This is a genomic window from Citrobacter sp. Igbk 16 (genome assembly GCF_028069755.1).
Classification (GTDB): Bacteria; Pseudomonadota; Gammaproteobacteria; order Enterobacterales; family Enterobacteriaceae; genus Citrobacter.
Window position 1 is genome coordinate 36,195 of record NZ_JANEWJ010000013.1, and the last position, 22,217, is coordinate 58,411.

General features: G+C 50.5%; 22 protein-coding genes and 3 tRNA genes. 16 read left to right on the forward strand and 9 right to left on the reverse strand.

What is annotated here, in order from left to right:
• Nucleotides 1-34: 34 nt before the first annotated feature.
• From amiC to NNO03_RS10790, 10 genes are all read left to right on the forward strand, one after another.
• Complete coding sequence (gene amiC, locus NNO03_RS10745) at nucleotides 35-1,288, forward strand: N-acetylmuramoyl-L-alanine amidase AmiC (RefSeq protein ID WP_137382705.1); 1,254 nt, start codon at nucleotides 35-37, stop codon at nucleotides 1,286-1,288.
• A gap of 399 nt (nucleotides 1,289-1,687) precedes the next feature.
• The gene (locus tag NNO03_RS10750) at nucleotides 1,688-2,263 is read left to right on the forward strand and encodes a fimbrial protein (RefSeq protein ID WP_271449505.1); all 576 of its coding nucleotides are present in this window, start codon (nucleotides 1,688-1,690) and stop codon (nucleotides 2,261-2,263) included.
• 59 nt (nucleotides 2,264-2,322) lie between these two features.
• Nucleotides 2,323-2,847, forward strand: coding sequence for a fimbrial protein (locus tag NNO03_RS10755; RefSeq protein ID WP_271449506.1), 525 nt, complete (start codon nucleotides 2,323-2,325; stop codon nucleotides 2,845-2,847).
• Nucleotides 2,848-2,857: 10 nt separating this feature from the next.
• On the forward strand, nucleotides 2,858-3,412 hold the full coding sequence (locus NNO03_RS10760) for a fimbrial protein (RefSeq protein WP_271449507.1): 555 nt from the start codon (nucleotides 2,858-2,860) through the stop codon (nucleotides 3,410-3,412).
• Between the two features lie 9 nt (nucleotides 3,413-3,421).
• The gene (locus tag NNO03_RS10765; protein ID WP_271449508.1) at nucleotides 3,422-4,012 is read left to right on the forward strand and encodes a fimbrial protein; all 591 of its coding nucleotides are present in this window, start codon (nucleotides 3,422-3,424) and stop codon (nucleotides 4,010-4,012) included.
• 83 nt (nucleotides 4,013-4,095) lie between these two features.
• Nucleotides 4,096-4,821, forward strand: a complete 726-nt coding sequence (locus NNO03_RS10770; protein WP_271449509.1) for a fimbria/pilus periplasmic chaperone — start codon at nucleotides 4,096-4,098, stop codon at nucleotides 4,819-4,821.
• 47 nt (nucleotides 4,822-4,868) lie between these two features.
• Complete coding sequence (locus NNO03_RS10775) at nucleotides 4,869-7,475, forward strand: outer membrane usher protein (RefSeq protein ID WP_271449510.1); 2,607 nt, start codon at nucleotides 4,869-4,871, stop codon at nucleotides 7,473-7,475.
• Entirely contained in the window at nucleotides 7,472-8,059 is a 588-nt protein-coding gene (locus NNO03_RS10780) for a fimbrial protein (protein WP_271449511.1), read from the forward strand. The genes NNO03_RS10775 and NNO03_RS10780 overlap by 4 nt, the downstream gene beginning before the upstream one ends.
• 11 nt (nucleotides 8,060-8,070) lie before the next feature.
• Nucleotides 8,071-8,673 carry a fimbrial protein gene (locus NNO03_RS10785; protein WP_271449512.1) on the forward strand — a complete coding sequence of 201 codons (603 nt, stop codon included), beginning with the start codon at nucleotides 8,071-8,073 and terminating at the stop codon, nucleotides 8,671-8,673.
• Between the two features lie 12 nt (nucleotides 8,674-8,685).
• Complete coding sequence (locus tag NNO03_RS10790) at nucleotides 8,686-9,753, forward strand: fimbrial protein (RefSeq protein ID WP_271449513.1); 1,068 nt, start codon at nucleotides 8,686-8,688, stop codon at nucleotides 9,751-9,753.
• A gap of 128 nt (nucleotides 9,754-9,881) precedes the next feature.
• Here the strand turns inward: NNO03_RS10790 and NNO03_RS10795 are convergent.
• The 3 genes from NNO03_RS10795 to NNO03_RS10805 form a co-directional block, all read right to left on the reverse strand.
• Nucleotides 9,882-9,958: transfer RNA gene (locus NNO03_RS10795), tRNA-Met, on the reverse strand.
• 152 nt (nucleotides 9,959-10,110) lie between these two features.
• A tRNA-Met gene (locus tag NNO03_RS10800) sits at nucleotides 10,111-10,187 on the reverse strand.
• Nucleotides 10,188-10,338: 151 nt separating this feature from the next.
• Nucleotides 10,339-10,415, reverse strand: a tRNA-Met gene (locus NNO03_RS10805).
• A 205-nt stretch (nucleotides 10,416-10,620) separates the two neighbouring features.
• Between NNO03_RS10805 and mltA the strand changes: the two genes are divergently transcribed.
• Nucleotides 10,621-11,718 (forward strand): murein transglycosylase A, encoded by a 1,098-nt coding sequence (gene mltA, locus NNO03_RS10810; RefSeq protein WP_048213098.1) that lies wholly within the window; start codon nucleotides 10,621-10,623, stop codon nucleotides 11,716-11,718.
• A 108-nt stretch (nucleotides 11,719-11,826) separates the two neighbouring features.
• The gene (tcdA, locus tag NNO03_RS10815; RefSeq protein WP_271449514.1) at nucleotides 11,827-12,633 is read left to right on the forward strand and encodes a tRNA cyclic N6-threonylcarbamoyladenosine(37) synthase TcdA; all 807 of its coding nucleotides are present in this window, start codon (nucleotides 11,827-11,829) and stop codon (nucleotides 12,631-12,633) included.
• Between the two features lie 68 nt (nucleotides 12,634-12,701).
• Here the strand turns inward: tcdA and csdE are convergent, their stop codons facing one another.
• Nucleotides 12,702-13,145 (reverse strand): cysteine desulfurase sulfur acceptor subunit CsdE, encoded by a 444-nt coding sequence (csdE, locus tag NNO03_RS10820; protein WP_271441060.1) that lies wholly within the window; start codon nucleotides 13,143-13,145, stop codon nucleotides 12,702-12,704.
• Nucleotides 13,145-14,350 (reverse strand): cysteine desulfurase CsdA, encoded by a 1,206-nt coding sequence (csdA, locus tag NNO03_RS10825; protein WP_271449515.1) that lies wholly within the window; start codon nucleotides 14,348-14,350, stop codon nucleotides 13,145-13,147. Before csdA ends, csdE begins: the two co-directional genes overlap by 1 nt.
• A 192-nt stretch (nucleotides 14,351-14,542) precedes the next feature.
• On the opposite strand from csdA, the gene NNO03_RS10830 reads away from it, so the two are divergent.
• The 4 genes from NNO03_RS10830 to rlmM all read left to right on the forward strand — a co-directional run bounded on the left by NNO03_RS10830 (nucleotide 14,543) and on the right by rlmM (nucleotide 17,557).
• A complete protein-coding gene (locus tag NNO03_RS10830) occupies nucleotides 14,543-14,770 on the forward strand; it encodes a YgdI/YgdR family lipoprotein (RefSeq protein WP_202037874.1) in 228 nt (75 codons plus the stop codon).
• 362 nt (nucleotides 14,771-15,132) lie between these two features.
• Nucleotides 15,133-16,050 carry a glycine cleavage system transcriptional regulator GcvA gene (gene gcvA, locus NNO03_RS10835; RefSeq protein WP_005130970.1) on the forward strand — a complete coding sequence of 306 codons (918 nt, stop codon included), beginning with the start codon at nucleotides 15,133-15,135 and terminating at the stop codon, nucleotides 16,048-16,050.
• Between the two features lie 18 nt (nucleotides 16,051-16,068).
• A complete protein-coding gene (locus NNO03_RS10840) occupies nucleotides 16,069-16,464 on the forward strand; it encodes a DUF423 domain-containing protein (protein ID WP_005130969.1) in 396 nt (131 codons plus the stop codon).
• Nucleotides 16,457-17,557, forward strand: a complete 1,101-nt coding sequence (gene rlmM, locus NNO03_RS10845) for a 23S rRNA (cytidine(2498)-2'-O)-methyltransferase RlmM (protein WP_271441058.1) — start codon at nucleotides 16,457-16,459, stop codon at nucleotides 17,555-17,557. The genes NNO03_RS10840 and rlmM overlap by 8 nt, the downstream gene beginning before the upstream one ends.
• Nucleotides 17,558-17,588: 31 nt before the next feature.
• On the opposite strand, the gene fucR is transcribed toward rlmM, so the two are convergent.
• The 4 genes from fucR to fucI form a co-directional block, all read right to left on the reverse strand.
• Complete coding sequence (fucR, locus tag NNO03_RS10850; protein WP_271449516.1) at nucleotides 17,589-18,317, reverse strand: L-fucose operon activator; 729 nt, start codon at nucleotides 18,315-18,317, stop codon at nucleotides 17,589-17,591.
• 58 nt (nucleotides 18,318-18,375) lie between these two features.
• Nucleotides 18,376-18,798 (reverse strand): L-fucose mutarotase, encoded by a 423-nt coding sequence (gene fucU / locus NNO03_RS10855; RefSeq protein ID WP_271441056.1) that lies wholly within the window; start codon nucleotides 18,796-18,798, stop codon nucleotides 18,376-18,378.
• A gap of 1 nt (nucleotide 18,799) precedes the next feature.
• Nucleotides 18,800-20,218, reverse strand: coding sequence for an L-fuculokinase (gene fucK / locus NNO03_RS10860; RefSeq protein ID WP_271449517.1), 1,419 nt, complete (start codon nucleotides 20,216-20,218; stop codon nucleotides 18,800-18,802).
• A gap of 104 nt (nucleotides 20,219-20,322) precedes the next feature.
• Nucleotides 20,323-22,098 (reverse strand): L-fucose isomerase, encoded by a 1,776-nt coding sequence (fucI, locus tag NNO03_RS10865; protein ID WP_271449518.1) that lies wholly within the window; start codon nucleotides 22,096-22,098, stop codon nucleotides 20,323-20,325.
• Between the last annotated feature and the right edge of the window lie 119 nt (nucleotides 22,099-22,217).

The following is a 22,217-nucleotide window of genomic DNA, read 5'->3' on the forward strand; positions in this document are numbered from 1 at the left end:
ACCTCAATATAGATTTCTTTTGCTCGGGAGAAGCATGTCGGGATCCAACTCAGCAATCAGTCGCCGCCGTTTACTGCAAGGTGCGGGTGCTATGTGGCTTTTAAGCGTCAGCCAGGTCGGTTTGGCTGCTGTGAGTCAGGTCGTTGCCGTACGTATCTGGCCCGCGTCCAGTTATACCCGCGTTACGGTGGAATCCAACCGTCTGCTGAAATACAAACAGTTTGCCCTGAGTAATCCTGAGCGTGTGGTTGTAGATATTGAAGGCGTTAATTTGAACTCGGTGCTGAAGGGCATTGGGACGCAGATCCGCCCAGACGATCCCTACATTAAATCCGCACGCGTCGGGCAGTTTGACCCGCAGACCGTGCGTATGGTGTTTGAACTGAAACAAAATGTGAAACCTCAACTCTTTGCATTAGCGCCAGTTGCAGGCTTCAAAGAACGTTTGGTGATGGATCTCTATCCTGCCAATGCTCAGGATGTCCAGGATCCGCTGCTGGCATTGCTTGAAGATTACAACAAAGGCGATCTGGATAAACAGGTGCCACCTGCGCAAAGCGGCCCACAGCCGGGTAAAGCGGGACGCGATCGTCCGATTGTTATTATGCTTGACCCTGGCCACGGTGGAGAAGACTCCGGTGCCGTGGGGAAATACAAGACACGTGAAAAAGATGTGGTATTGCAGATAGCCCGTCGCCTGCGAGCACTTATAGAGAAAGAAGGCAACATGAAGGTCTATATGACGCGTAATGAAGATATCTTCATTCCGTTAAAAGTGCGCGTGGCGAAAGCCCAGAAACAGCGTGCTGACCTGTTTGTTTCTATTCATGCAGATGCGTTTACCAGTCGCCAACCCAGTGGTTCGTCGGTGTTTGCACTCTCAACCAAAGGCGCGACCAGTACAGCGGCAAAATATCTGGCACAAACCCAGAACGCCTCGGATTTAATTGGTGGCGTCAGCAAAAGCGGTGATCGCTACGTCGACCACACCATGTTTGATATGGTGCAATCGCTGACTATTGCCGACAGCCTGAAGTTCGGAAAAGCGGTGCTGAATAAACTCGGTAAGATTAATAATCTGCATAAAAATCAGGTTGAACAGGCCGGGTTTGCCGTGTTGAAAGCGCCGGATATTCCGTCCATTCTCGTAGAAACTGCATTCATCAGTAACGTTGAAGAAGAACGCAAGCTCAAAACGGCGACTTTCCAGCAGGAAGTGGCAGAGTCGATTCTGGCCGGGATTAAAGCTTACTTTGCTGATGGGGCGACGCTGGCGAGAAGGGGATAAATACACGCCCTGGCATTCTGCCGCAATAAAACGTACTAATGTCCAGGGTGAGATATTATAATTGAATTATTTACAGGACTCGTTAATATCATCAAGCGGGTGTCAATGAATTTATATTTAAAGGGGGGGGAATTATTGGTTTAGTTGGTTTAGTTGGTTTTTGAGGTTGTCTTATTTATATTAAATATAATATTTATAACAATTCATTATTTGTTTTTATATCCATTTTTAATGGATAGATTTTTTGTATTTGTTTTTTCCTAAAATGAGCCTAACTCTTTCCTTTCGCTAGATAGTATATCTTTTCCTGAAATATAATGTTGCTGCATAACCTCTGGTAGGAAATGCAATCACCGCGAATTGCGGTATCTGGATATATATTAATTAATAAGGGAAACGATGAAAAAATTAACTATTGCGGCTATTGCTATGGCATTTGCAGGAACAGCTTTTGCTGGCGATCAGGACTCAGCAGATATTCATTTTGCTGGCGAAGTGCAGACTAACATCTGTACAGCATCGCTTCTGGGTGGCGGGACTTCAGTGCAACTGGATCCAACAGATGTTAAGACTGTCTCGGCAGCGACTACCGACTCGGTAATGAAAAAAGATTTCGCAGTTTCCCTGGACTGTACCGCTCAGGGCTCCAAAGATGCCATTAGCGGTGCGAGCTATGACACCGTAACAGGCTATCTGTCGCCGGGAAACGGGACATCAGTCAATTCCAGCACTCCTGCGCTGGATAACACCGACGTTACGGCGGCGGGTGCGCAAGGGGTTGGTTTCCAGGTCCAGAATAAAGATAACGGCAATGCAGTCCAGACTTTTACCTCTGCGGATAGAGTTTCGAAAGTGATCAATACGGCTGCGCCAATGGTGTTCAATTATAACGTGGGCTACCTGAACACTGGCTCTGGCACCGTCAGCGGCGGTCTGGTTGCGGCTGACGCCATGTTTATCGCACAGTATCAGTAATAAAAATAAGGTCAGGCAGGGCTGGTAAAGCCCTGCTTTTTGTTCAGCAAGGAGAAAATATGCGTAAAGGAATACCGTTATTGCTGCTCCTGATGATATTTGGCCAAAAGTCCCTGGCGACCGAATTTACAGTATATGGGAACATTTTTGAACAAACCTGTACCCTACAAACGGGAGATGGGACTTCAATCTCCTTAGCAGAGGTGAGTACGCAGACGTTAAGCGACTCGACGACCCGCGTTTCTGCAAAAGAATTTACTATTTACGTCAGTTGTACCTCACGTACAGGCAGGTCGCTCTTGGAGAAAGTGACGGGGACGTTTACTACCAATGGTGAGGTCGATAACGACGTAAAAGCGTTAAAAAATACGATTGTCGATGCCAGCGGCGCAAAAAATGTCGGATTACAGATTAAAGATAAAACGACTGGTGCCATTGTTGATTTCAGTACAACACAGCAGTTCACACTGGCTTTGGACTATGACGAGGCCTTATTTCGCTTTGAAGTTGGTTATATCAGCCTCGGTGAACCGGGGAAAGGCGATGTACATGCGGCGGCGACCTTTACCCTGACCTATGCCTGACGGAGCGCTGGTGAATAAATTAATTACTATACTGTTGTTTGGGCTCGTGTGGGGAAATTCAGCGCATGCTGCCGATACGCTGGAATATGACTTTACCGGCCGGGTAACGGACACAACCTGTAAGGTTGAGCTTTACCGCCTGTCTGGCTCAGTGGTTACCAGTATTAACAGTCCCTTTTATTCAGATGCAATGCCAGCCATCGGTAATATTGTGTGGACGTCGAGAGGGGGTACCAACTCCTTCTATTTCCGCGTCACCTGCCCATCCGGGAATGCGTCGACAGAAGTGACCGGCAAAATCAGTACATCGCAGGAAATTGATGCTGCCACCATGGCACTGAAAAATATGTATGACGACACCAATCAGTTCGGCATTGTACTTAAAGATACCGATCAAAATAAGATGATCGATTTCAGCACGGTCGAGAATACCCAATCTTTTACTCAGACGGGGGATACTCGGGTGGCGGATTTTAATTTTGACGTGGGACTGGTGCGTTATGGCGAGAGTGTGGACTATGGTTTCGTGGAGTCGTTTATTGTATTTTCTGCGACCTTTCAGTAAGAGGAATATATGAACTATTTCCCGTTTTTTTTGTTCCTGATGGTTTTTTCTGTCTATAGTGCAGATAGCCTACAGACACCGGAGATCTCCATCGCCGTGTCTATTTTTCCTTTCCCTGTAAAATGTAATATTTGGATGGAGGTTAATGGGGTGAAAACCACGGTAATTACCCTGGATACTGTCTCTTTGCAGGATATTCAGCAGGCCACCACTGCCGTAAAGCCATTTACTGTCCGTATTGTGTGTAATTCGTACGCTGAAACATATCCGTTCCATGTTCGCTGGGCAACCACGGGGGAGGTGGATTCAGCAACCCAGGCGCTGAAAAATACCACCTTTTCAGGAGCGAACAATGTCGGTTTTGTGGTGAACGATCAATCGACATCCCCTGCTTCCGTGGTGGATTTTGAGTCGGGGAGCAGTAAAGGTTACGAGATAGGTAGTGCTGATTATATCTATGGAAATGGAAATTGTTATGGTTTGGAAGGTAGTGGTTGTATCAACTGGGCAACTGAATATTCAGTTGGCTATATAACCTATGGCACGGCTGGGGCGGGGATAGTGACCGCCGACGCAACAGTGACTATCAATTTTGATTAAATAAGCTGGGTGTATTTTTATTTGTTTTAGATATTTCCAGAGTCTGATAATTAATATTGTTGTGAAAATGAAAGGGATTTTATATGAAAAAATGTTTATATTCGACTTTGATGGCGTTCTCATTGGCCTTGAGTAGCACGGCGTCATGGGCCAGCGTAGTGATTCAGGGAACGCGGGTTATTTATCCTGAAGCGGCAAAAGAAGTGACGGTAAAAATGGTCAATGAAGGCACATCGCCTTTATTAGTACAGTCGTGGCTGGATGACGGTAATGAAAATGGCGATCCGGCCAAAATGAAGTTACCGTTTATTGTTACGCCACCGGTCTCGCGACTTGATCCGCAAAAAGGTCAGAGTGTGCGTATTAACTGGACCGGTCAGGCATTGCCACAGGATAAAGAGAGTATTTTTTGGTTTAACGTGCTGGAAATTCCGCCTAAAGATAAGAGTGTAGAAGGCAAAAGTAAGCTCAATCTGGCGCTGCGTTCGCGCATTAAATTCTTTTATCGCCCGGCGTCACTGCAGGGCAGTTTTATTGATGGTTTGAATAACGTTAAGTGGTCGCTGGTCAACGATGCGGGTAACGTGGCGATCGTGCTGAAAAATGACTCACCCTATTATCTCTCGCTGATAGGCGGCTCGGTATGGGCTGGGGCGAAAAAATATGATTATAAGCCAAAAATGTTGAGTCCTCTTAGCGAAGAGCGCTTTGTTGTGCCACAGCTTACGACGACTTCCGTTAATAAAGTGTCGTGGGTTGCGTTGAATGACTACGGTGCGGATTCGGAAGTTGTCAAAACGGTTAAATAAAACCAGCTTGCGTTTTTTACAGGATTATTAATATAAGGGAAGGGATAGTGCGCCGATTATCTCGAGCTGTTTATTTATCAACGTTTCTGTCCGGTTTTTTTTCTCTGGCATCCGCACAGGCGGATGACAGTATTCCTGAAGAAAGCGCCAGCCCTGAGATTGTGGAGTTTAGTGATTCATTTTTAATGGGGGAGGCGGGCAGTCAACTTGACCTGAAGCGTTTTTCACGCGGAAATCCCGTTCTCCCTGGGACATACAACGTTAAAGTTTTCCTTAATGGCAAGGAAATGTTCAAGACGCGGTTGACCTTTAACGAAAATAATACTGATTATGCGTCGGTATGCTTTACCCATGCGGTGCTGGAGCAGCTTAATGTGAACCCTGAGTCGTTGCATCAGGAGGATGAGGACGCCTGTTACGATCTGGTCGCCACGCTACCAAAGTCATCCAGCCGCTACGACCCGTTGACTCAGGAGCTGGATGTGACTATCCCGCAACTTTATCTGGTCAGCCACCCGGCGGGATATATATCGCCCTCGCGTTGGGATGCCGGGATCCCGATGGCGCTGCTATCTTATAACGCCAACGCCTGGCATAGCAAAAGCGACAATACCACGCAGGACACCTTTTACAGCGGGGTGATGCTGGGGGTTAACCTTGGCGCATGGCGTTTACGTTCAAATGGTGCGTACAACTGGGATAACGACAACGGCGGAAAGTACAGCAGCTACGATCTCTTTGTTGCACGCGATATTGTGCCGTTACGCGCAAAACTGGAAGCGGGAAACGTACGCACCAACGCTAACATGATGGATTCCGTCTCGCTGGATGGCGTGCACTTGTACAACGATGCGCAGATGGACCCATCGGCCAATAGCTATGTACCGGTTATTCGTGGCGTCGCGAATAGCAATGCTAAAGTGACCGTACGCCAGGAAGGGCGTATTGTCACGCAGGTTACCGTCCCGCCAGGGCCGTTTGCCATCAGTGATTATTATGCCGCACAAAACGGCAGCGATTTGGATGTTACCGTCGAGGAGTCTGACGGCAGTACTCGCGTATTTTCAATGCCCTATGCCTCTATTGCCCATTTGCTGCGTCCTGGCGAAGTGGATTGGGATATCGGTATCGGCACGGTGGATAAAGACACGGTTGATGACACGCTGTGGGCAGGCGTCGCCACCGGGTCTTATGGCCTGAGCAATATGTTTACCGCCTACGGCGGTGTGCAAATGGCAGAAAATTTATACACCGCCGGCATGCTCGGTGTGGCAATGAATACCAGCATCGGGGCGTTTTCATTCGACGTGACGCATTCACAAACCACTGCTGATGACGTTGGCACCTTAAAAGGGCAGAGCTACAGCCTTAACTACAGTAAAAATTTCACGGCGACGGGCACCACCTTCAGCGTGGTAGGCTACCGTTTTTCCTCAGAAAACTACTTATCGATGAGCGATGCGCTGTCGCTCAAAAATACGCTGGATAATTATGCTTCTGATAACAACACCTCCACCCAGGAGGCGTATCACGCGTATACGCATACGCGCAATGAGATACAGGCCAACATCTATCAGGACGTCACTATCAATGGTGAAAGTTTTGGCTCGTTTTATCTGAACGGGACCTGGCGTAGCTATTGGGGAGATGATGGCAATACGTCGCAGTATTCCGTGGGGTATAGCAATTCTCTGGGGAGTGTGAGTTACAGCATTTCCGTCCAACGCAGCTATGACGAGTTTGGCGAAGCAGACGACAGCATCAACCTCGGTTTCTCTATTCCGTTGGGATCGGGCTCCAGATCGGACTATCGTCCGTTCTCCAGTATGAGCTTCAACAGCAGTAGCGATTTTAAAGGTAGAGACAGCATCAGCGCGATGGCGACAGGGAGTTCGCAAGACAATATGTATAACTACTCTCTGAACACCACCAGCAGTCGCAACAAAGACAGCGAAGATCTCACCACCATCGGCAGTTGGGTGACGCGCAACGGCGCCTACAGCACAACCTCATTGTCAGCGACGCAAGGGCTTAACGGTGATCAACAGTATTCGCTGAGCACAACCGGCGGGCTGGTGCTGCACAGTGGCGGACTGACGCTGGCTTCCGGCTATTTAACGCCAGACTCGGCGATGGCGCTGGTGCACGCCAGCGGTGCCAAAGGCGCGTCCGCCTCGACGGGCAATGGGCAGGTAGATGGTTTTGGCAATATGATCGTTACCAGCCTGAGTCCCTACCGGGAAAACACCGTTGGTCTGAATATTGACACCATGGAAAACGATGTTGCGATCGGTAACACCACTGGCGTCGTGGTACCGACCAGTGGGGCGCTGGTGCGCGTGAATATCGAAACCGATGCCCGTAAGGCATTTATGCTGGAGCTGACGCGCGATGACGGCGGGTTTATTCCGCTGGCGGCGGATGTGCAGGATGGCGCTGGCAATTCGGTCGGCACCGTCGGCCAGGCGGGGATCGCCTTTGTGCGCGGCGCGGAGGACAGCGGTACGCTTGCCGTTATTTGGGGTAATGGCGCTGAAGGGCGCTGCCAGGTGAGCTATCAACTGGATGACCATGCCAGCATGATCGGTAAAACGCCGCTTATTTCCGGCCTGCGCTGTCGGATCGCTTCAGCCAGCATTAAGGTGACACCATGATACATAAGCGAATTTTTCGTCATTTAGCATTAGGTCTGTTTTCATTTTGCTTTAGCGCCACGGCTTTTGCCGCTTGTGAGGCAGCCGATGTGTCAAAATGTATAGGGAGTAGCAAGACGGTTGATGTAACGTTTACTGCAACGTATCAAACCCCTTCATGCAATGTCTCTTTAGGTGGGGAAAGCAATCTGGGAGGCAAATCGATGACCGTGGATTTCGGTCAGATTATTGCTACCGATTTGGGGATTAGTGCGAAGGGGGAGTCGCGCTATGTTCGCCCTTTAGGTATATTTTTAACGGGTTGCGATAATATGCTTCATAAAGCGTTGGTAACATTTTCTGCGTCGGTCTCCTCCGGTTATGAGAATCGTATATTTGATGAGACTTTAAATGTGGATCTCGGAATAAAGGACCGGGTCAGCGCTTCTTTCGTCACATTTAATAAAGAGAGAGACATAATGTTAAAGAGTAGCGATGAGGGATATGTTGCAATGTACGATATATATCTTTTTAAACGTTACGTAAATGCCCTCAACCCTGGTAATTTGGATAAGTCATTTCAGATCATTGTTCGTTATAACTAAATGGGATTATCATGCGCCATTACCTTGCTTATTTATTGACGGTAATCCTCTCTTCTCCGACTTTAACGATGGCGGCAGAGACGTTTATTACCGCACCAACGATGGATGTTACCGTAAAAGCAGCAATCACATTACCCGTATGCGATATTAATGTTATACAGTCAGTTGGTCTTCCTCATGCCTATCCCGAACAGTTTGCTGCTGGCGGCATATTTAGCGCTTTAGGACCCACTGATTACAGTGGGGACGACATCTATACACCGTTTAATATTACGCTCACTAACTGCGGTAGCGAAACGGTGCCAATACCCAGGACACTGCGTTTAACATTGTTTTCTCCTTCAATAGTGGATGGTGTATTAGAAACAAGGTATTTTCCTTATAGTAGTGAGTCTGGTGGTAGTGTTACAAAAAACCTCGGAGTTGTTATTTTTAATACGGATGGCGCCAGCGCGAGAAATGTCCTGTTGAATGAATTTATCTTAACCGATCAAACTGCGACGAATAGTGAACAAGTTTTCCATTTCGTGGCGCGTTTTCAGAAAGTGGGCACTGAGGAGGTTGTGGCCGGGTCTTATCGCGCGTCCGTTCTTGTAAACGCAGCTTATGAATAAAAAGGATATTTGATGCTGAAAAAATATGGTGTTATCACGCTGTTACTGTTGGGGTTATGTGGCGTTCGCAGCGTATTGGCGAGCTGTTCATTCACTACGCCGGCGGAGCAATATATCGATCAAACAATGGCATCATCGCCCATAACGGCCGTCACGCTGAGTGGTAAGGGGCTTGCCCTGAGTACGCAGCAGTTGTTCCAGAGCTCGGTACTGTCCGGTGGACCGGTAATTTCCACCTGTAATCCGACCACGGGGGGCGCTATCAGCGTTTCAGGGGATAATTTTTCTTCCGCTCCGCTTTCTGAAACGATGCCTGATGGCGGATTGTTGATGTTTTCCGGTTCATATGTATTTGGTTATGGGTTCTGGTATACCGTGACCTATGGCGACGGTAGCGGGAGTGCATCGGGACATCTTAAGGAAGGCGCGATGTTCAACGCGACGCCAGCTCAGCTTAATAACGCTAAGTGGGAGTTTCAGGCCGAATTATGGTATGCAGGCGGAAGTTATGCCGATCGGCAGAAAGTAAGCCAGGTTAACGCAATTAACACGACCTATTTTAAGATAGGATTTGCTGGCATCATGAAAGGGTTCTATTTTTATTCCCCTGCCATTCCGATTACGCCAACCACGTGTAATTTGTCCATTGACAGAACAAGCGTTGATTTTGGGGCGTTTAACTTTCTGCAATATGGAGGAGGTGGGACTAAAAATGGGCCGACGCAATCAATTTCAGTGCGCAACAGTAATTGCACGATGCTAACTAAAATAGAGTATCTCATACTGAGCAATGGCAATTCAGTGAGTTCTGACAAGCATTTGTTACTCAACAAACTGACTGGCGATGATGCTGCCAGTGGTTTTGGTGTCGCGTTCTATTCCAATGTCTATACCAATTCCTGGTCCGATGTACCGTATATTATTGATGCTCTTCCGGGGACGAACGTCAGCAGCACGCAGTTCAATACAATGGATCCTGATACCGGTATGTCGGTTTTACTTTATCTTGAGCCCGACGGTACGCCGTTAAGGAATGGAAAATTCGAGGCTACCGCTACCATTAACGTTAATTACTATTAATCCCGGCGACTACCGCCTGTATCATTAACCAATGCAGGCGAACGGCAGACACAAAAAAACCGCATCAAGCTCAGCGCTTTTGCGGTTTTATTTTTAAGGCCTTATTAAGCGACCTCAACAGATTGTGTTGGTTGCGGGGGCCGGATTTGAACCGACGACCTTCGGGTTATGAGCCCGACGAGCTACCAGGCTGCTCCACCCCGCGTCCGTCTTTTTGCTTCATATTTCAAACCACATCTGCGTTGGCTTTCCTCGTTCACCTCAGTCACTTACTGGAGTAAGTTCCTAAGGATTTACTGCGTCGCCGCCTTGCTGTGATTCGAACTACTTTGCAAAAAATTTCACATCAAATTTGATTGGTTGCGGGGGCCGGATTTGAACCGACGACCTTCGGGTTATGAGCCCGACGAGCTACCAGGCTGCTCCACCCCGCGTCCGTCTTTTGCTTTGTATTTCAAACCACATCCGCGTTGGCTTTCCTCGTTCACCTCAGTCACTTACTGGAGTAAGCTCCTAAGGATTCACTGCGTCGCCGCCTTGCTGTGATTCGAACTACTTTGCAAAAATCTTACATCAAATTTTAATTGGTTGCGGGGGCCAGATTTGAACTGACGACCTTCGGGTTATGAGCCCGACGAGCTACCAGGCTGCTCCACCCCGCGTCCGTGGATGCGCACTATACTCTGCTCGCATTTTCATGCAACCCTTTTTTCACCTTGATCACGTTTTTAGGCTGAAAATGAACAAAAACAACGCATTCTGGATTATTTTTTGCTCAAAATTTGCGTTGGGGTATGTATACGCATTTCATTAGCTTCGGGGGTTTGTTATCTTCGTCTCGCATTCAGGCAACATAAGACGAGAACAATGAAAGGACGTTGGGCAAAATATCTTCTGGCGGGAGCGGTAGTCGCGATGCTCGCCGCGTGTTCCTCAAAACCCACCGATCGTGGGCAGCAGTATAAAGACGGGAAATTTACCCAGCCTTTCTCACTGGTGAACCAACCTGATGCGGTTGGCGCGCCAATTAACGCCGGTGATTTCGCCGAGCAGGTTAATCAAATTCGCAGCGCTTCCCCGCGTTTGTACGGTAACCAGAGCAACGTCTACAACGCTATCCAGCAGTGGCTACGTGCGGGCGGTGATACGCGCAGTATGCGCCAGTTTGGTATTGATGCCTGGCAAATGGAAGGGGCGGACAATTATGGTAACGTCCAGTTTACCGGTTACTACACGCCGGTTATCCAGGCGCGGCATACGCGCCAGGGCGAGTTTCAGTATCCTATCTATCGCATGCCGCCAAAACGTGGGCGCTTACCCTCTCGTGCCGAGATCTATGCAGGCGCGCTCAGCGACAATTACATTCTGGCGTACAGCAACTCTCTGATGGATAACTTCATCATGGATGTTCAGGGCAGCGGATATATTGATTTTGGTGATGGCAGCCCGCTTAACTTCTTTAGCTATTCCGGGAAAAATGGCCACGCTTATCGCAGTATCGGTAAGGTGCTGATCGATCGCGGTGAAGTGAAGAAAGAAGATATGTCGATGCAGGCCATTCGCCATTGGGGTGAGACGCACAGTGAAGCCGAAGTGCGTGAGCTGCTGGAGCAGAACCCATCATTCGTTTTCTTTAAGCCGCAATCTTTTGCACCGGTCAAAGGGGCCAGTGCTGTACCGTTGATTGGTCGCGCATCCGTGGCGTCTGACCGCAGTATTATCCCTGCAGGTACGACGTTACTGGCGGAAGTTCCGCTGCTGGACAATAACGGGAAATTCACCGGTCAGTATGAATTACGTCTGATGGTCGCGTTAGATGTCGGTGGGGCGATCAAAGGGCAGCACTTCGACATCTACCAGGGTATTGGTGCAGACGCCGGACACCGTGCAGGGTGGTATAATCACTACGGACGCGTGTGGGTGCTGAAAACAGCGGCCAACGCGGGTAACGTATTTAGCGGTTAATTGCCTGATGACGGCTGCGCTTTATCAGGCCTGCTCAATAATGTAGGCCGGATAAGCGAAGCGCCATCCGGCAGTCATACTGCTCGGTATTAATGAATTTGAGGTTCTATGTCTGTGGTTATCAGTGATACCTGGCGCCAGCGTTTTGGCGGTACGGCACGCCTGTATGGCGAAAATGCGCTGCAGCTGTTTGCCCAATCGCACGTTTGTGTCGTTGGAATTGGCGGCGTGGGGTCGTGGGCGGCGGAAGCGCTGGCGCGTACCGGTATTGGCGCTATTACACTCATCGATATGGATGATGTGTGCGTCACTAATACTAACCGTCAAATCCATGCTTTGCGTGATAACGTCGGCCTGGCGAAAGCCGAGGTGATGGCCGAACGTATACGTCAGATTAACCCGGAGTGCCGGGTGACCGTGGTTGATGATTTTGTCACGCCGGATAACGTTGCCGAATATATGAGCGCAGGATTCTCGTATGTTATTGATGCAATTGATAGTGTGCGCCCAAAAGCGGCACTGATCGCATATTGCCGACGTAATAAAGTTCCGCTGGTGGCCACCGGAGGCGCGGGGGGACAGATTGATCCCACGCAGATTCAGGTGGTTGATTTGGCAAAAACCATCCAGGACCCACTGGCGGCGAAGCTACGTGAGCGGCTGAAAAGTGATTTTGGGGTAGTGAAAAACAGCAAAGGCAAGTTGGGTGTGGATTGTGTGTTTTCGACGGAGGCGTTAGTTTACCCGCAGGCCGATGGGTCTGTGTGTGCAATGAAGGCCACGGCGGAAGGGCCGAAGCGTATGGATTGTGCATCCGGGTTTGGCGCTGCCACCATGGTGACGGCGACTTTTGGTTTTGTGGCCGTGTCCCACGCGCTGAAGAAGATGATGGCGAAGGCGGCGCGCCAGCCCTGATTGTGTCGGATGGCGCTGCGCTTATCCGACCTACGCTTTGTGCGGCGTTGTCGGCCAGATAAGACGCATCAACGTTGCCATCCGGCATCCTGAGCTGCCTCAACGAGCGCATTCAGCCCCTGACTACGTGACGCGCTCAGTTGTGCGCTTAAGCCCAACTCATCAAATAACGCCATCGGCGAACGAGCCTGTAACTCCGCAGTAGTTTTACCTTCGATAGCCGTGAGTAGGACCGCCAGCAGGCCGCGCACAATTCGGCCTTCGCTATCACCGAAGAAGTGAAGTGTGCCATTCTCATGCAGACTGTATCCCAGCCAAACGCGGTTTTCACATCCGGCAATCTCTTTTGCCTGCGCCTTCAGATCATCCGAAAGGGCCGGAAGTTGCTTACCCAGTAGAATAAGTTGACGATATTTATCTTCCCACTGAGTGAGCGGGATAAAAGTATTCCGTAACGTCTCTTCCGTTACGATTGTGCCAAACGGGTGTCCGGCGAACAGAGGGCTTGTCATTAGTCCACCAATATTTCCAGTGCGCGGTCAACGGCAGTGACCAACGCATCAACATCGCTTCGGGTATTATAAGGTGCAAATGAGGCGCGCAGCGTCCCGGATACCCCCAACTCGGCCAGTAACGGTTGCGCACAGTGCTGTCCGGCGCGCAGCGCAATGCCATACTCAGCCAGCAGCGTCACCATATCGCTGTGGTGCACACCTATAAAATCAAAGGCTAACAGGCTTGAGTCCTGGCAACGGAAGGAGCGAAATCCCGGCCGTTTCGCCAGCGCATCTTCCGCCAGCGTTGCCAGACTGCGGCTCCAGTTTTCGGCTTGCACGATATCAATATCCGCAAGCCATTCAAGTGCCGCACTTAATCCAATGACGCCCGCAACGTTCGGCGTGCCTGCCTCAAGCTTCCACGGTGCTGCTTGTGTGGTGAAACCGTCAAAGCTGACTTCGCTAATCATTTTACCGCCGCCGAGCCACGGTGACATGGCTTCCAACAGTTCTGGCTTACCATATAATGCACCAATGCCCGTCGGACCATATAATTTGTGACCAGAAAAAGCATAGAAATCAATATCTAACTGCTGGACGTCAGCCGGGAAATGTACAACGCCCTGAGCGCCATCTACCATCACCACCATGCCTGCTGCATGAGCAAGCGTAATCGCGCGGACTAAGTCAGGGCAGCCACCGGTGACGTTCGACATCTGACCGAGAGCCAGAATGCGACTGCGGGAGGTGATGAGGTCCGCCAGACATTCAGTGTCAGGCAGCAAATGGGCATTGAGCGGAAGCTTGATGACTTTAGCCCCCGTTTGCTCCGCCACCATCAGCCAGGGAACCAGGTTGGCATGATGCTCCGCTACGCTTACGATAATCTCGTCGCCCGGTTGTAAGCGCGGACGCGCGTAACTTTGGGCAACCATGTTGATAGCCTCCGTCGTACCGCGGGTCCAGACCACCGTCTTGTCATCGGGAGCATTGATGAGACGCGCGACTTTTTCCCGCGCGGCCTCATAGCGCGCGGTCAGACGCTGGGCTTCAGCAAACTGGCTGCGATGGACGTTCCCGGCGCTCAGACTATAAAACTGATGGGTGGCCTCAATCACTGCCTGCGGCTTCAATGCCGTCGCGGCGCTGTCGAGATAGACACCTGCATCGTTGAGTGCGGGAAATTGTGCGCGAAACTGCGTGGGGTTAAAAGCGTTCATGGTATTCCTCAGTTCAGTAAACCGATCGTGGCGCAAAAAGGGCGCAGACACAAGGGGTGCGCTAACCATCGGAATCCTCTGGATATCCCGCTGAAGTCTGTGCAGTGTCTTATGCTAAATAGTGTTAGGCGAATAATTTTGCCTGTTATGGAATTCGTTTTATCTGGCATAAATTGCTGTGAGGAGAAGAATATGAAAAAGACTGCCGCCATAATCTCTGCCTGTATGCTGACTTTTGCCCTGAGCGCCTGTTCCGGTCCGAATTACGTGATGCATACCAACGATGGCCGGACAATCGTGTCTGACGGTAAGCCAAAGACCGATAATGAGACAGGAATGATTTCGTATAAAGACGCTAACGGCAACAAACAGCAGATTAACCGTACCGATGTGAAAGAGATGGTCGAACTGGAGAAATAGCCGGTCGTCATTGGCAGACACTCGGACAAAAAAAAGCACCGCAATTTGGCGGTGCTACATTAATCACTATGGACAGACAGGGTAAATGTACAGGAAGTGAAAAAGGGTAGCTTTGCTACCATGGTCTGAATCGCAGACCAATTGCAAACACAACAACACAACATCACAACCGTAAGCCAAAAGCCCACCAGAACACGCATTCCGATAAAACTTTTCGTTCCGGCTTCAGGAAGTGCCGCCACTATAGGTATTTGCTGGTAGAACCTCAACGGACAATTTATAATGGCTCAGATTAAAAAAACTAATAGGTTACAGCCTGTTAGGTAATTGTTAAATTCATTTAACATCAAAGCCTAAAAGTCATGTCAAAACGATTACCACCCTTAAATGCGTTACGTGTTTTTGATGCTGCCGCGCGCCATTTAAGCTTTACGCGCGCAGCAGAAGAACTTTTTGTGACGCAGGCCGCAGTAAGTCACCAAATCAAGTCACTTGAGGATTTTTTGGGGCTGAAGCTGTTTCGTCGGCGCAATCGATCGCTGTTGTTGACGGAAGAAGGTCAAAGCTATTTCCTCGACATCAAAGAGATTTTTTCGCAATTAACCGATGCGACGCGTAAACTTCAGGCACGCAGTGCAAAAGGCGCGCTTACCGTCAGTTTATTGCCCAGTTTTGCGATTCAATGGCTGGTGCCCAGACTCTCTAGCTTTAACTCAGCTTATCCGGGAATCGATGTCAGGATCCAGGCCGTGGACCGTCAGGAAGATAAACTGGCCGACGATGTCGATGTGGCTATTTTCTACGGACGAGGCAACTGGCCTGGCTTACGCGTAGAGAAATTGTACGCAGAATACTTGCTACCCGTTTGCTCTCCTTTGTTGCTGACCGGCGATAAACCGCTGAAGACGCCTGAAGATCTGGCAAAACATACGTTATTGCACGATGCATCGCGGCGTGACTGGCAAGCTTATACGCGCCAGCTCGGGCTGAATCATATCAACGTACAGCAGGGACCTATCTTCAGCCATAGCGCCATGGTGCTACAGGCCGCTATCCATGGACAGGGCGTTGCGTTGGCCAATAACGTTATGGCGCAGTCCGAAATTGAAGCCGGACGCCTGGTTTGTCCTTTTAATGATGTTCTGGTCAGCAAAAACGCATTTTATCTGGTTTGTCATGACAGTCAGGCAGAACTGGGTAAAATAGCCGCCTTCCGTCAGTGGATACTGGCGAAAGCGGCCACGGAACAAGAAAAATTCCGCTTTCGTTATGAACAATAATTTACGTAGGGTATTAACATGACCAGCCGTTTTATGCTGATTTTTGCCGCCATCAGTGGCTTTATCTTTGTAGCTCTGGGAGCCTTTGGGGCACATGTTCTGAGTAAAACCCTCGGCGTTGTTGAAATGGGGTGGATCCAGACTGGCCTTGAGTATCAGGCATTTCATACGCTGGCTATTTTTGGTCTGGCCGTCGCCATGCAGCGACGTATTAGCATTTGGTTTTACTGGAGTAGCGTGTTTCTGGCATTAGGGACCGTGCTGTTTAGCGGCAGTCTGTATTGCCTCGCGCTTTCTCATTTACGCCTGTGGGCGTTTGTTACCCCTGTCGGTGGTTTTAGCTTCCTTGTAGGCTGGGCACTGATGTTAGTGGGCGCTATTCGATTGAAACGTAAGGGCGTAAGCCATGAATAAGGTTGTATTGTTGTGTCGCCCAGGTTTTGAAAAAGAGTGCGCCGCAGAAATTACGGATAAAGCAGGGCGTCGCGAAATCTTTGGTTTCGCCCGCGTCAAAGAAAATGCGGGTTATGTCATCTTTGAATGCTATCAGCAGGAAGATGCGGAAAAGCTCGTTAAAGAGTTGCCGTTTAGCTCGCTGATTTTTGCTCGCCAAATGTTTGTTGTTGGCGAGCTACTGCAATATTTGCCGCCGGAAGATCGCATCACACCGATCGTCGGTATGCTGCAGGGCGTGGTGGAGAAAGGCGGCGATTTGCGTGTCGAAGTTGCCGACACGAATGAAAGCAAAGAGCTGGTGAAATTTTGCCGCAAATTTACCGTACCGCTGCGCGCCGCGCTGCGTGAAGCGGGTGTGCTGGCAAAGTATGAAACGCCAAAACGTCCGGTAGTGCACGTTTTCTTTATTGCACCTGGCTGTTGCTACACTGGCTACTCCTGGCCTGATAATAACTCGCCGTTCTATATGGGCATTCCGCGACTGAAATTCCCGGCTGATGCGCCGAGCCGTTCAACGCTGAAGCTGGAAGAGGCGCTGCATGTGTTTATTCCTGCCGATGAGTGGGATGAGCGTCTGGCCAATGGAATGTATGCCGTTGATTTAGGCGCATGTCCTGGCGGTTGGACCTACCAACTGGTTAAACGCAATATGTGGGTGTACTCGGTGGATAATGGTCCGATGGCGCAAAGCCTGATGGATACCGGGCAGGTCACCTGGCTGCGGGAAGATGGATTTAAGTATCGCCCGAATCGTAACAACATCTCGTGGATGGTCTGCGATATGGTGGAGAAACCGGCCAAAGTTGCAGCGCTGATGGCGCAATGGCTGGTGAACGGCTGGTGCCGCGAGACGATTTTTAACCTTAAGCTGCCGATGAAAAAGCGCTACGAGGAAGTGTCGCAAAACCTGGCTTATATTCAGGCACAGCTCGATGAGCATGGCGTGAATGCGCAGATTCAGGCGCGTCAGCTTTATCACGACCGTGAAGAAGTCACCGTGCACGTGCGTCGTCTGTGGGCTGCCGTCGGTGGTCGCCGCGACGAGCGATAATCGTTATTTGCCGGATGGCGGCGTGAACGCCTCATCCGGCCTGGATTGTTTCAATCATTTCTGTATCTGAAATAATATGCGTCACATTTGCCAGATGCCCAATCTGCACCTCACCCGAGCGATTAAATTTACTCTTATCAATCAATAATAATGACTGCGCCGCGCGCTTAAGCAGAATGGATTTAAAATCGGCGTTGGTAGCATTTGAATCCCAGAGTGTACCGCCGTGGTCGATCCCCTCGCAGGAAAAGATAAACAGATCGATATCAAGTGACTTTAGCTGTGAGATGAGCGATGGATTAACGTAGCAACCGTATTTACGCTCAAGTCGACCACCGGAACTGATCAACTGAATATTTTCACGTTTTCCCAATTCGAGGCAAATCGGTTGGCTATTCGTAAATACGTGAATGTTAATGTCTGGCAACAGGCGAGCCAGGTACCAGCAAGTAGAACTGGCATCCAGCGCGATCACCATGCCTTCCTCTATCCACGTTAACGCGTCTCTGGCGATATCTGCTTTGTGGGAATAATGGCTTTTCAGTCTGATATGAAACGGCTCGCCGCAGTCCTGGTTTACCCGATGTATCACTTTGGCGCGCCCGTGATTACGCAGTACCTTACCCTGTGCCTGCAGTTGTGTAAGATCGCGACGGATAGTTTCTTTACTGACATTAAGCTGTGAGGATAAAGTTTCAGTCGTCAGACTTTTATGGTTGCTCAACAGATCCAGGATCGCTTGCAGGCGTGCTGCTTTCATGTTTTCTCCCCCCATCATGCGATGAATGCCCGTACCTGCCGGGCATTCAGGTAAGAGATTATGGCGTAACCCCTTTTTTTAACAGGATATTTCCGTACTTTGCCCGCTCCCCTGTAATAACGATTGCGAATACTTTTTGTGCGCGTTCATAAAATGCATAACGGTCAATGCGCGTGATGTCCGGGCAAGGTGTTTGTAATGACAATGCCTGCCGATATCGCGCTTCTACGTCGGGGTCGAGCGAGTCTCCTTCGACGGCGGCCATCATCACCAGTGGTGGGGCGTAGCTGTCCAGTTCAAACAGCGGAATAATCGCCCGCAACAGGTCGCTGACCTGCAGGCCATCGGCCCGGATAACCTGCGGGCCCATACTGTGGGCCGGAAAGTGGGCGTCGGAAAAGATAATCTCATCACCGTGACCCATTTCAGCCAGTACCTTTAACAGGTCAGGGGAAATTAAGGGGGAAATCGTTTTGAGCATGTCACTCGACTCCTGTGAATACGGGTTCTGGTTGTGGGTAGAAGTAACGATATTGATAGTCCACCTGCGCACGAGCCTGCTCCGGAGAGGCAAATTCGCCGATACCGGACCAGGCAAACATCGCTGCACCGGCAACCGTCGTTTCGGCATCATCCAGCACTTTGATGGGAATACCCAGAACGTTCGCTTTTATCTGATTCCATAGTGCATTACGACTTCCTCCACCAACCAGAAGTAGCTCTGTCGCGTTGAAATGACCGATGGTTTCTAGTGTGTGTAGATTGTGCTGCAACTGGGCCGTCAATCCTTCCAGCGCAGCGCGGTAAAAGTGTCCGCGGGTACTGTTGAGTGTGACGCCCTGCCAGCCTGCACGTGGACTGGCAAGCAGGTCGCAGTGCATGGTTATCCCTTCAGCGCCCGCCGGGACGGCCTGCGCTTCATCAATGAGCGTTTGCCAGGGGGTGTCGGGTGTCCACAGCAACTTACGTACCCACTCAAGCACGCCGGATGCCAGCCACTGCATACCGGGGTTATAGAGTCCCGACCGACTGTCCAGTTCACAAGTAGAACCCACATAGTCGCTGAGTAAGGCCGTATTCACCTGTGCGCTGCGTACCATCAGTATTTCCCATGTACCGGAAGAGAGCACGGGTTCATCTGGCTGCGCGCCTGCACCAAAGAGCGCAAACTGCGTGTCGTGGCCGGCAGAGATAACCGGAATCCCCGCTGTGAGCCCAAGTTGCTTTGCCGCGTCATTTTTCAACGTTCCGATCTGCTCTCCCGCTTCAACTAAACGTGGAAACAGTCGGCGTGGTATCCCGGTAGCCTGCAAAATATCAACACTGAAATCGCGCTGATGAATATCCAGCATCTGGCTGGTACCGGCCATGGTGATATCTGTGGTGAACTCACCGGTGAGGCGATGGTTGAGCAGTGATGAAATAAATAGCCAGGCGTGTGCCTGTTCCAGCAATTGCGGGTGATTCTCTTTAAGCCATACCAGCTTGTACAGCGTGTTGAAGCTGAACGCGCCAACGCCTGATATATCCTGTAATTTCTGAGGTGATATCCGTTGGCTGATAGAAGCCATGACGGCGGCGGTACGTGGACATTTCCAACTGATAACCGGATAAAGCAGTTTGCCATACGCATCAACCAGCGCGCCATCAACGCCAAATGTGGTGACCGTTATCCCTCGAATGTTACAGGCGGTCAGTTCCGCGGTGAGTTGTTGGCAGCAATCGGCAAAGCGCTGCACAATGGCGTCGAGGGACCACTGATGCCAGCCAGCGTTCTCGACGGCGGTATCACTGGCGTTCGGGGTTGAGGCGCGGGCGATAATTTTTCCCTGGCGGTCAACGGCGATTGCCCGCACGTTGGTCGCGCCGCAGTCGAGAACCAGGATGACGTCATTCTTCATAATCACTCCCGAGACGGTGCCGGATGGCGGCGTAAACGTCTTATCCGGCCTACACGTTGTGCAACCGTAGGCCCGGTAAGCTTGCGCCACCGGGCTGAGTCGCATTAACGTTTATACAGCGGGCCGTAGTTTTGGCAGGCGCGATAATCCTGGCCTTCGCAGTCCATACCGTGGGCAGCCCATGCGGAAGGGCGATAGATCTTCTCTTCTTCCACGTTGTGCATACACACTGGAATACGCAGCATGGCGGCGAGCGTAATAAAGTCCGCGCCAACGTGACCAATCGTCAGCACTCCGTGGTTGGCACCCCAGTTAGCCATGACGGAATAGACATCGCTGAACGGACCTTTGCCGGTTAAGCGCGGCGCAAACCAGGTTGTTGGCCAGGTAGAGTTGGTACGAGCATCAAGCTGAGCATGCACCTCCTTCGGTAATTCCACACTCCAGCCTTCCGCAATTTGTAGCACCGGGCCCAGGCCTTTGATGATATTGATGCGGGTCATGGTGAACGGTACGCCACCTTCGGTAAGAAAACGGGAAGAGTAGCCGCCGCCGCGGAAATACTCGTGGATCGCCGGACACCATTCGGTCGCCGCCAGGCAATCATCGGCTTCCTGCTGTGAGATCTCCCAATGTGGTTTCATGGTGGGCTGGCCTTCGCTGTCACGCTGTTTGCAGGAACCATCCAGTGCCGCAGAGCCGGAGTTAATCAGGTGAATAATGCCGTGCTCAGCAAGACCGGTCAGCGGTTTACCTGTGACGCGTTCTACTGCTTCCGGTGACCAGTAGGTCCGTACATCAGCAAAGACCTGCGCTGTGCCGGTGAGCTGGTGGCCAAACAACATTGCGACACCGTTCAGGCTGTCGTTCTCGGTGGCGACGACATACGGTTCGCGCACGCCATTCCAGTCAAATGAGCTATTCAGCAACGCTTCGGCGGTGTCACCGTTTGGATATTGATCCGTCCAGTGGCGCTGGCCCTGGAAGCCGGCGGCAATCGCGTTGTACCCCATCGACTCTTCAACCCGGCCTTTCTCTGCCAGTTTCTGGTTACCCTGCATCATGTCGCGGATGCACATTGCCATCAGCAGACTCTCTTTCAGCACTGCACGGCTCTGTTCTTCATTTCGCTTATACTGTTGTGCGTTCTGATCCTCGCCATAACGGAAATGTTTATCCGCCCACGCCAGGGCAATTTCCAGTTCCGCTTCGTCATAGATTTTCTGGTCAATACGACGACGTAATTCGGTCATATCAACAGGTTGAACCTTCATTCCCAGCCAGGATTCAAAGAAGTTATGGTCGACAATAGAGCCTGCAATTCCCATTGAAACGCCGCCGACGGACAGATAGCTTTTGCCTTTCATGCTGGCAACGGCTAAACCTGCCCGGGTGAAACGCAGCAGTTTTTCTTCAACATCGGCAGGGATAGTGGTATCACCTGCATCCTGCACGTCATGACCATAAATAGAGAAGGCGGGAAGCCCTTTTTGATTATGTGCAGCCAGGGCTGCAGCCAGATACACTGCACCCGGACGCTCCGTCCCGTTGAAACCCCAAATGGCTTTCGGGCGCATGGGGTCCATATCGATAGTTTCGCTGCCGTAGCACCAACATGGCGTGACGGTAATTGTCACGCCGACGTTCAGGCTACTGAATTTTTCTTCACAGGCGGCAGATTCAGCCAATCCGGCAATACAGGTGTCTGCGATAACGCACTCGATCTGTGCCCCGCAGGCATGACGAAGTTTCTCGGAAATCAGTGCTGCAGTGGCTTTTGCCATGTTCATGGTTTGTTCTTCGAGCGACTCGCGTACACCCATACGACGCCCATCAATCACCGGACGAATACCGATTTTCGGTAAACTATTTTTTTTCATTCGAGGTTCCTCATCTCACTTTATGCCGTGCTGCAAAAGCGGATGTTGGACACCACTGTCGCAGTTGGCTGAATTACCCATTTTTGCTAACTCGAGTTAGCTTAGGTATTAGAGGGTTT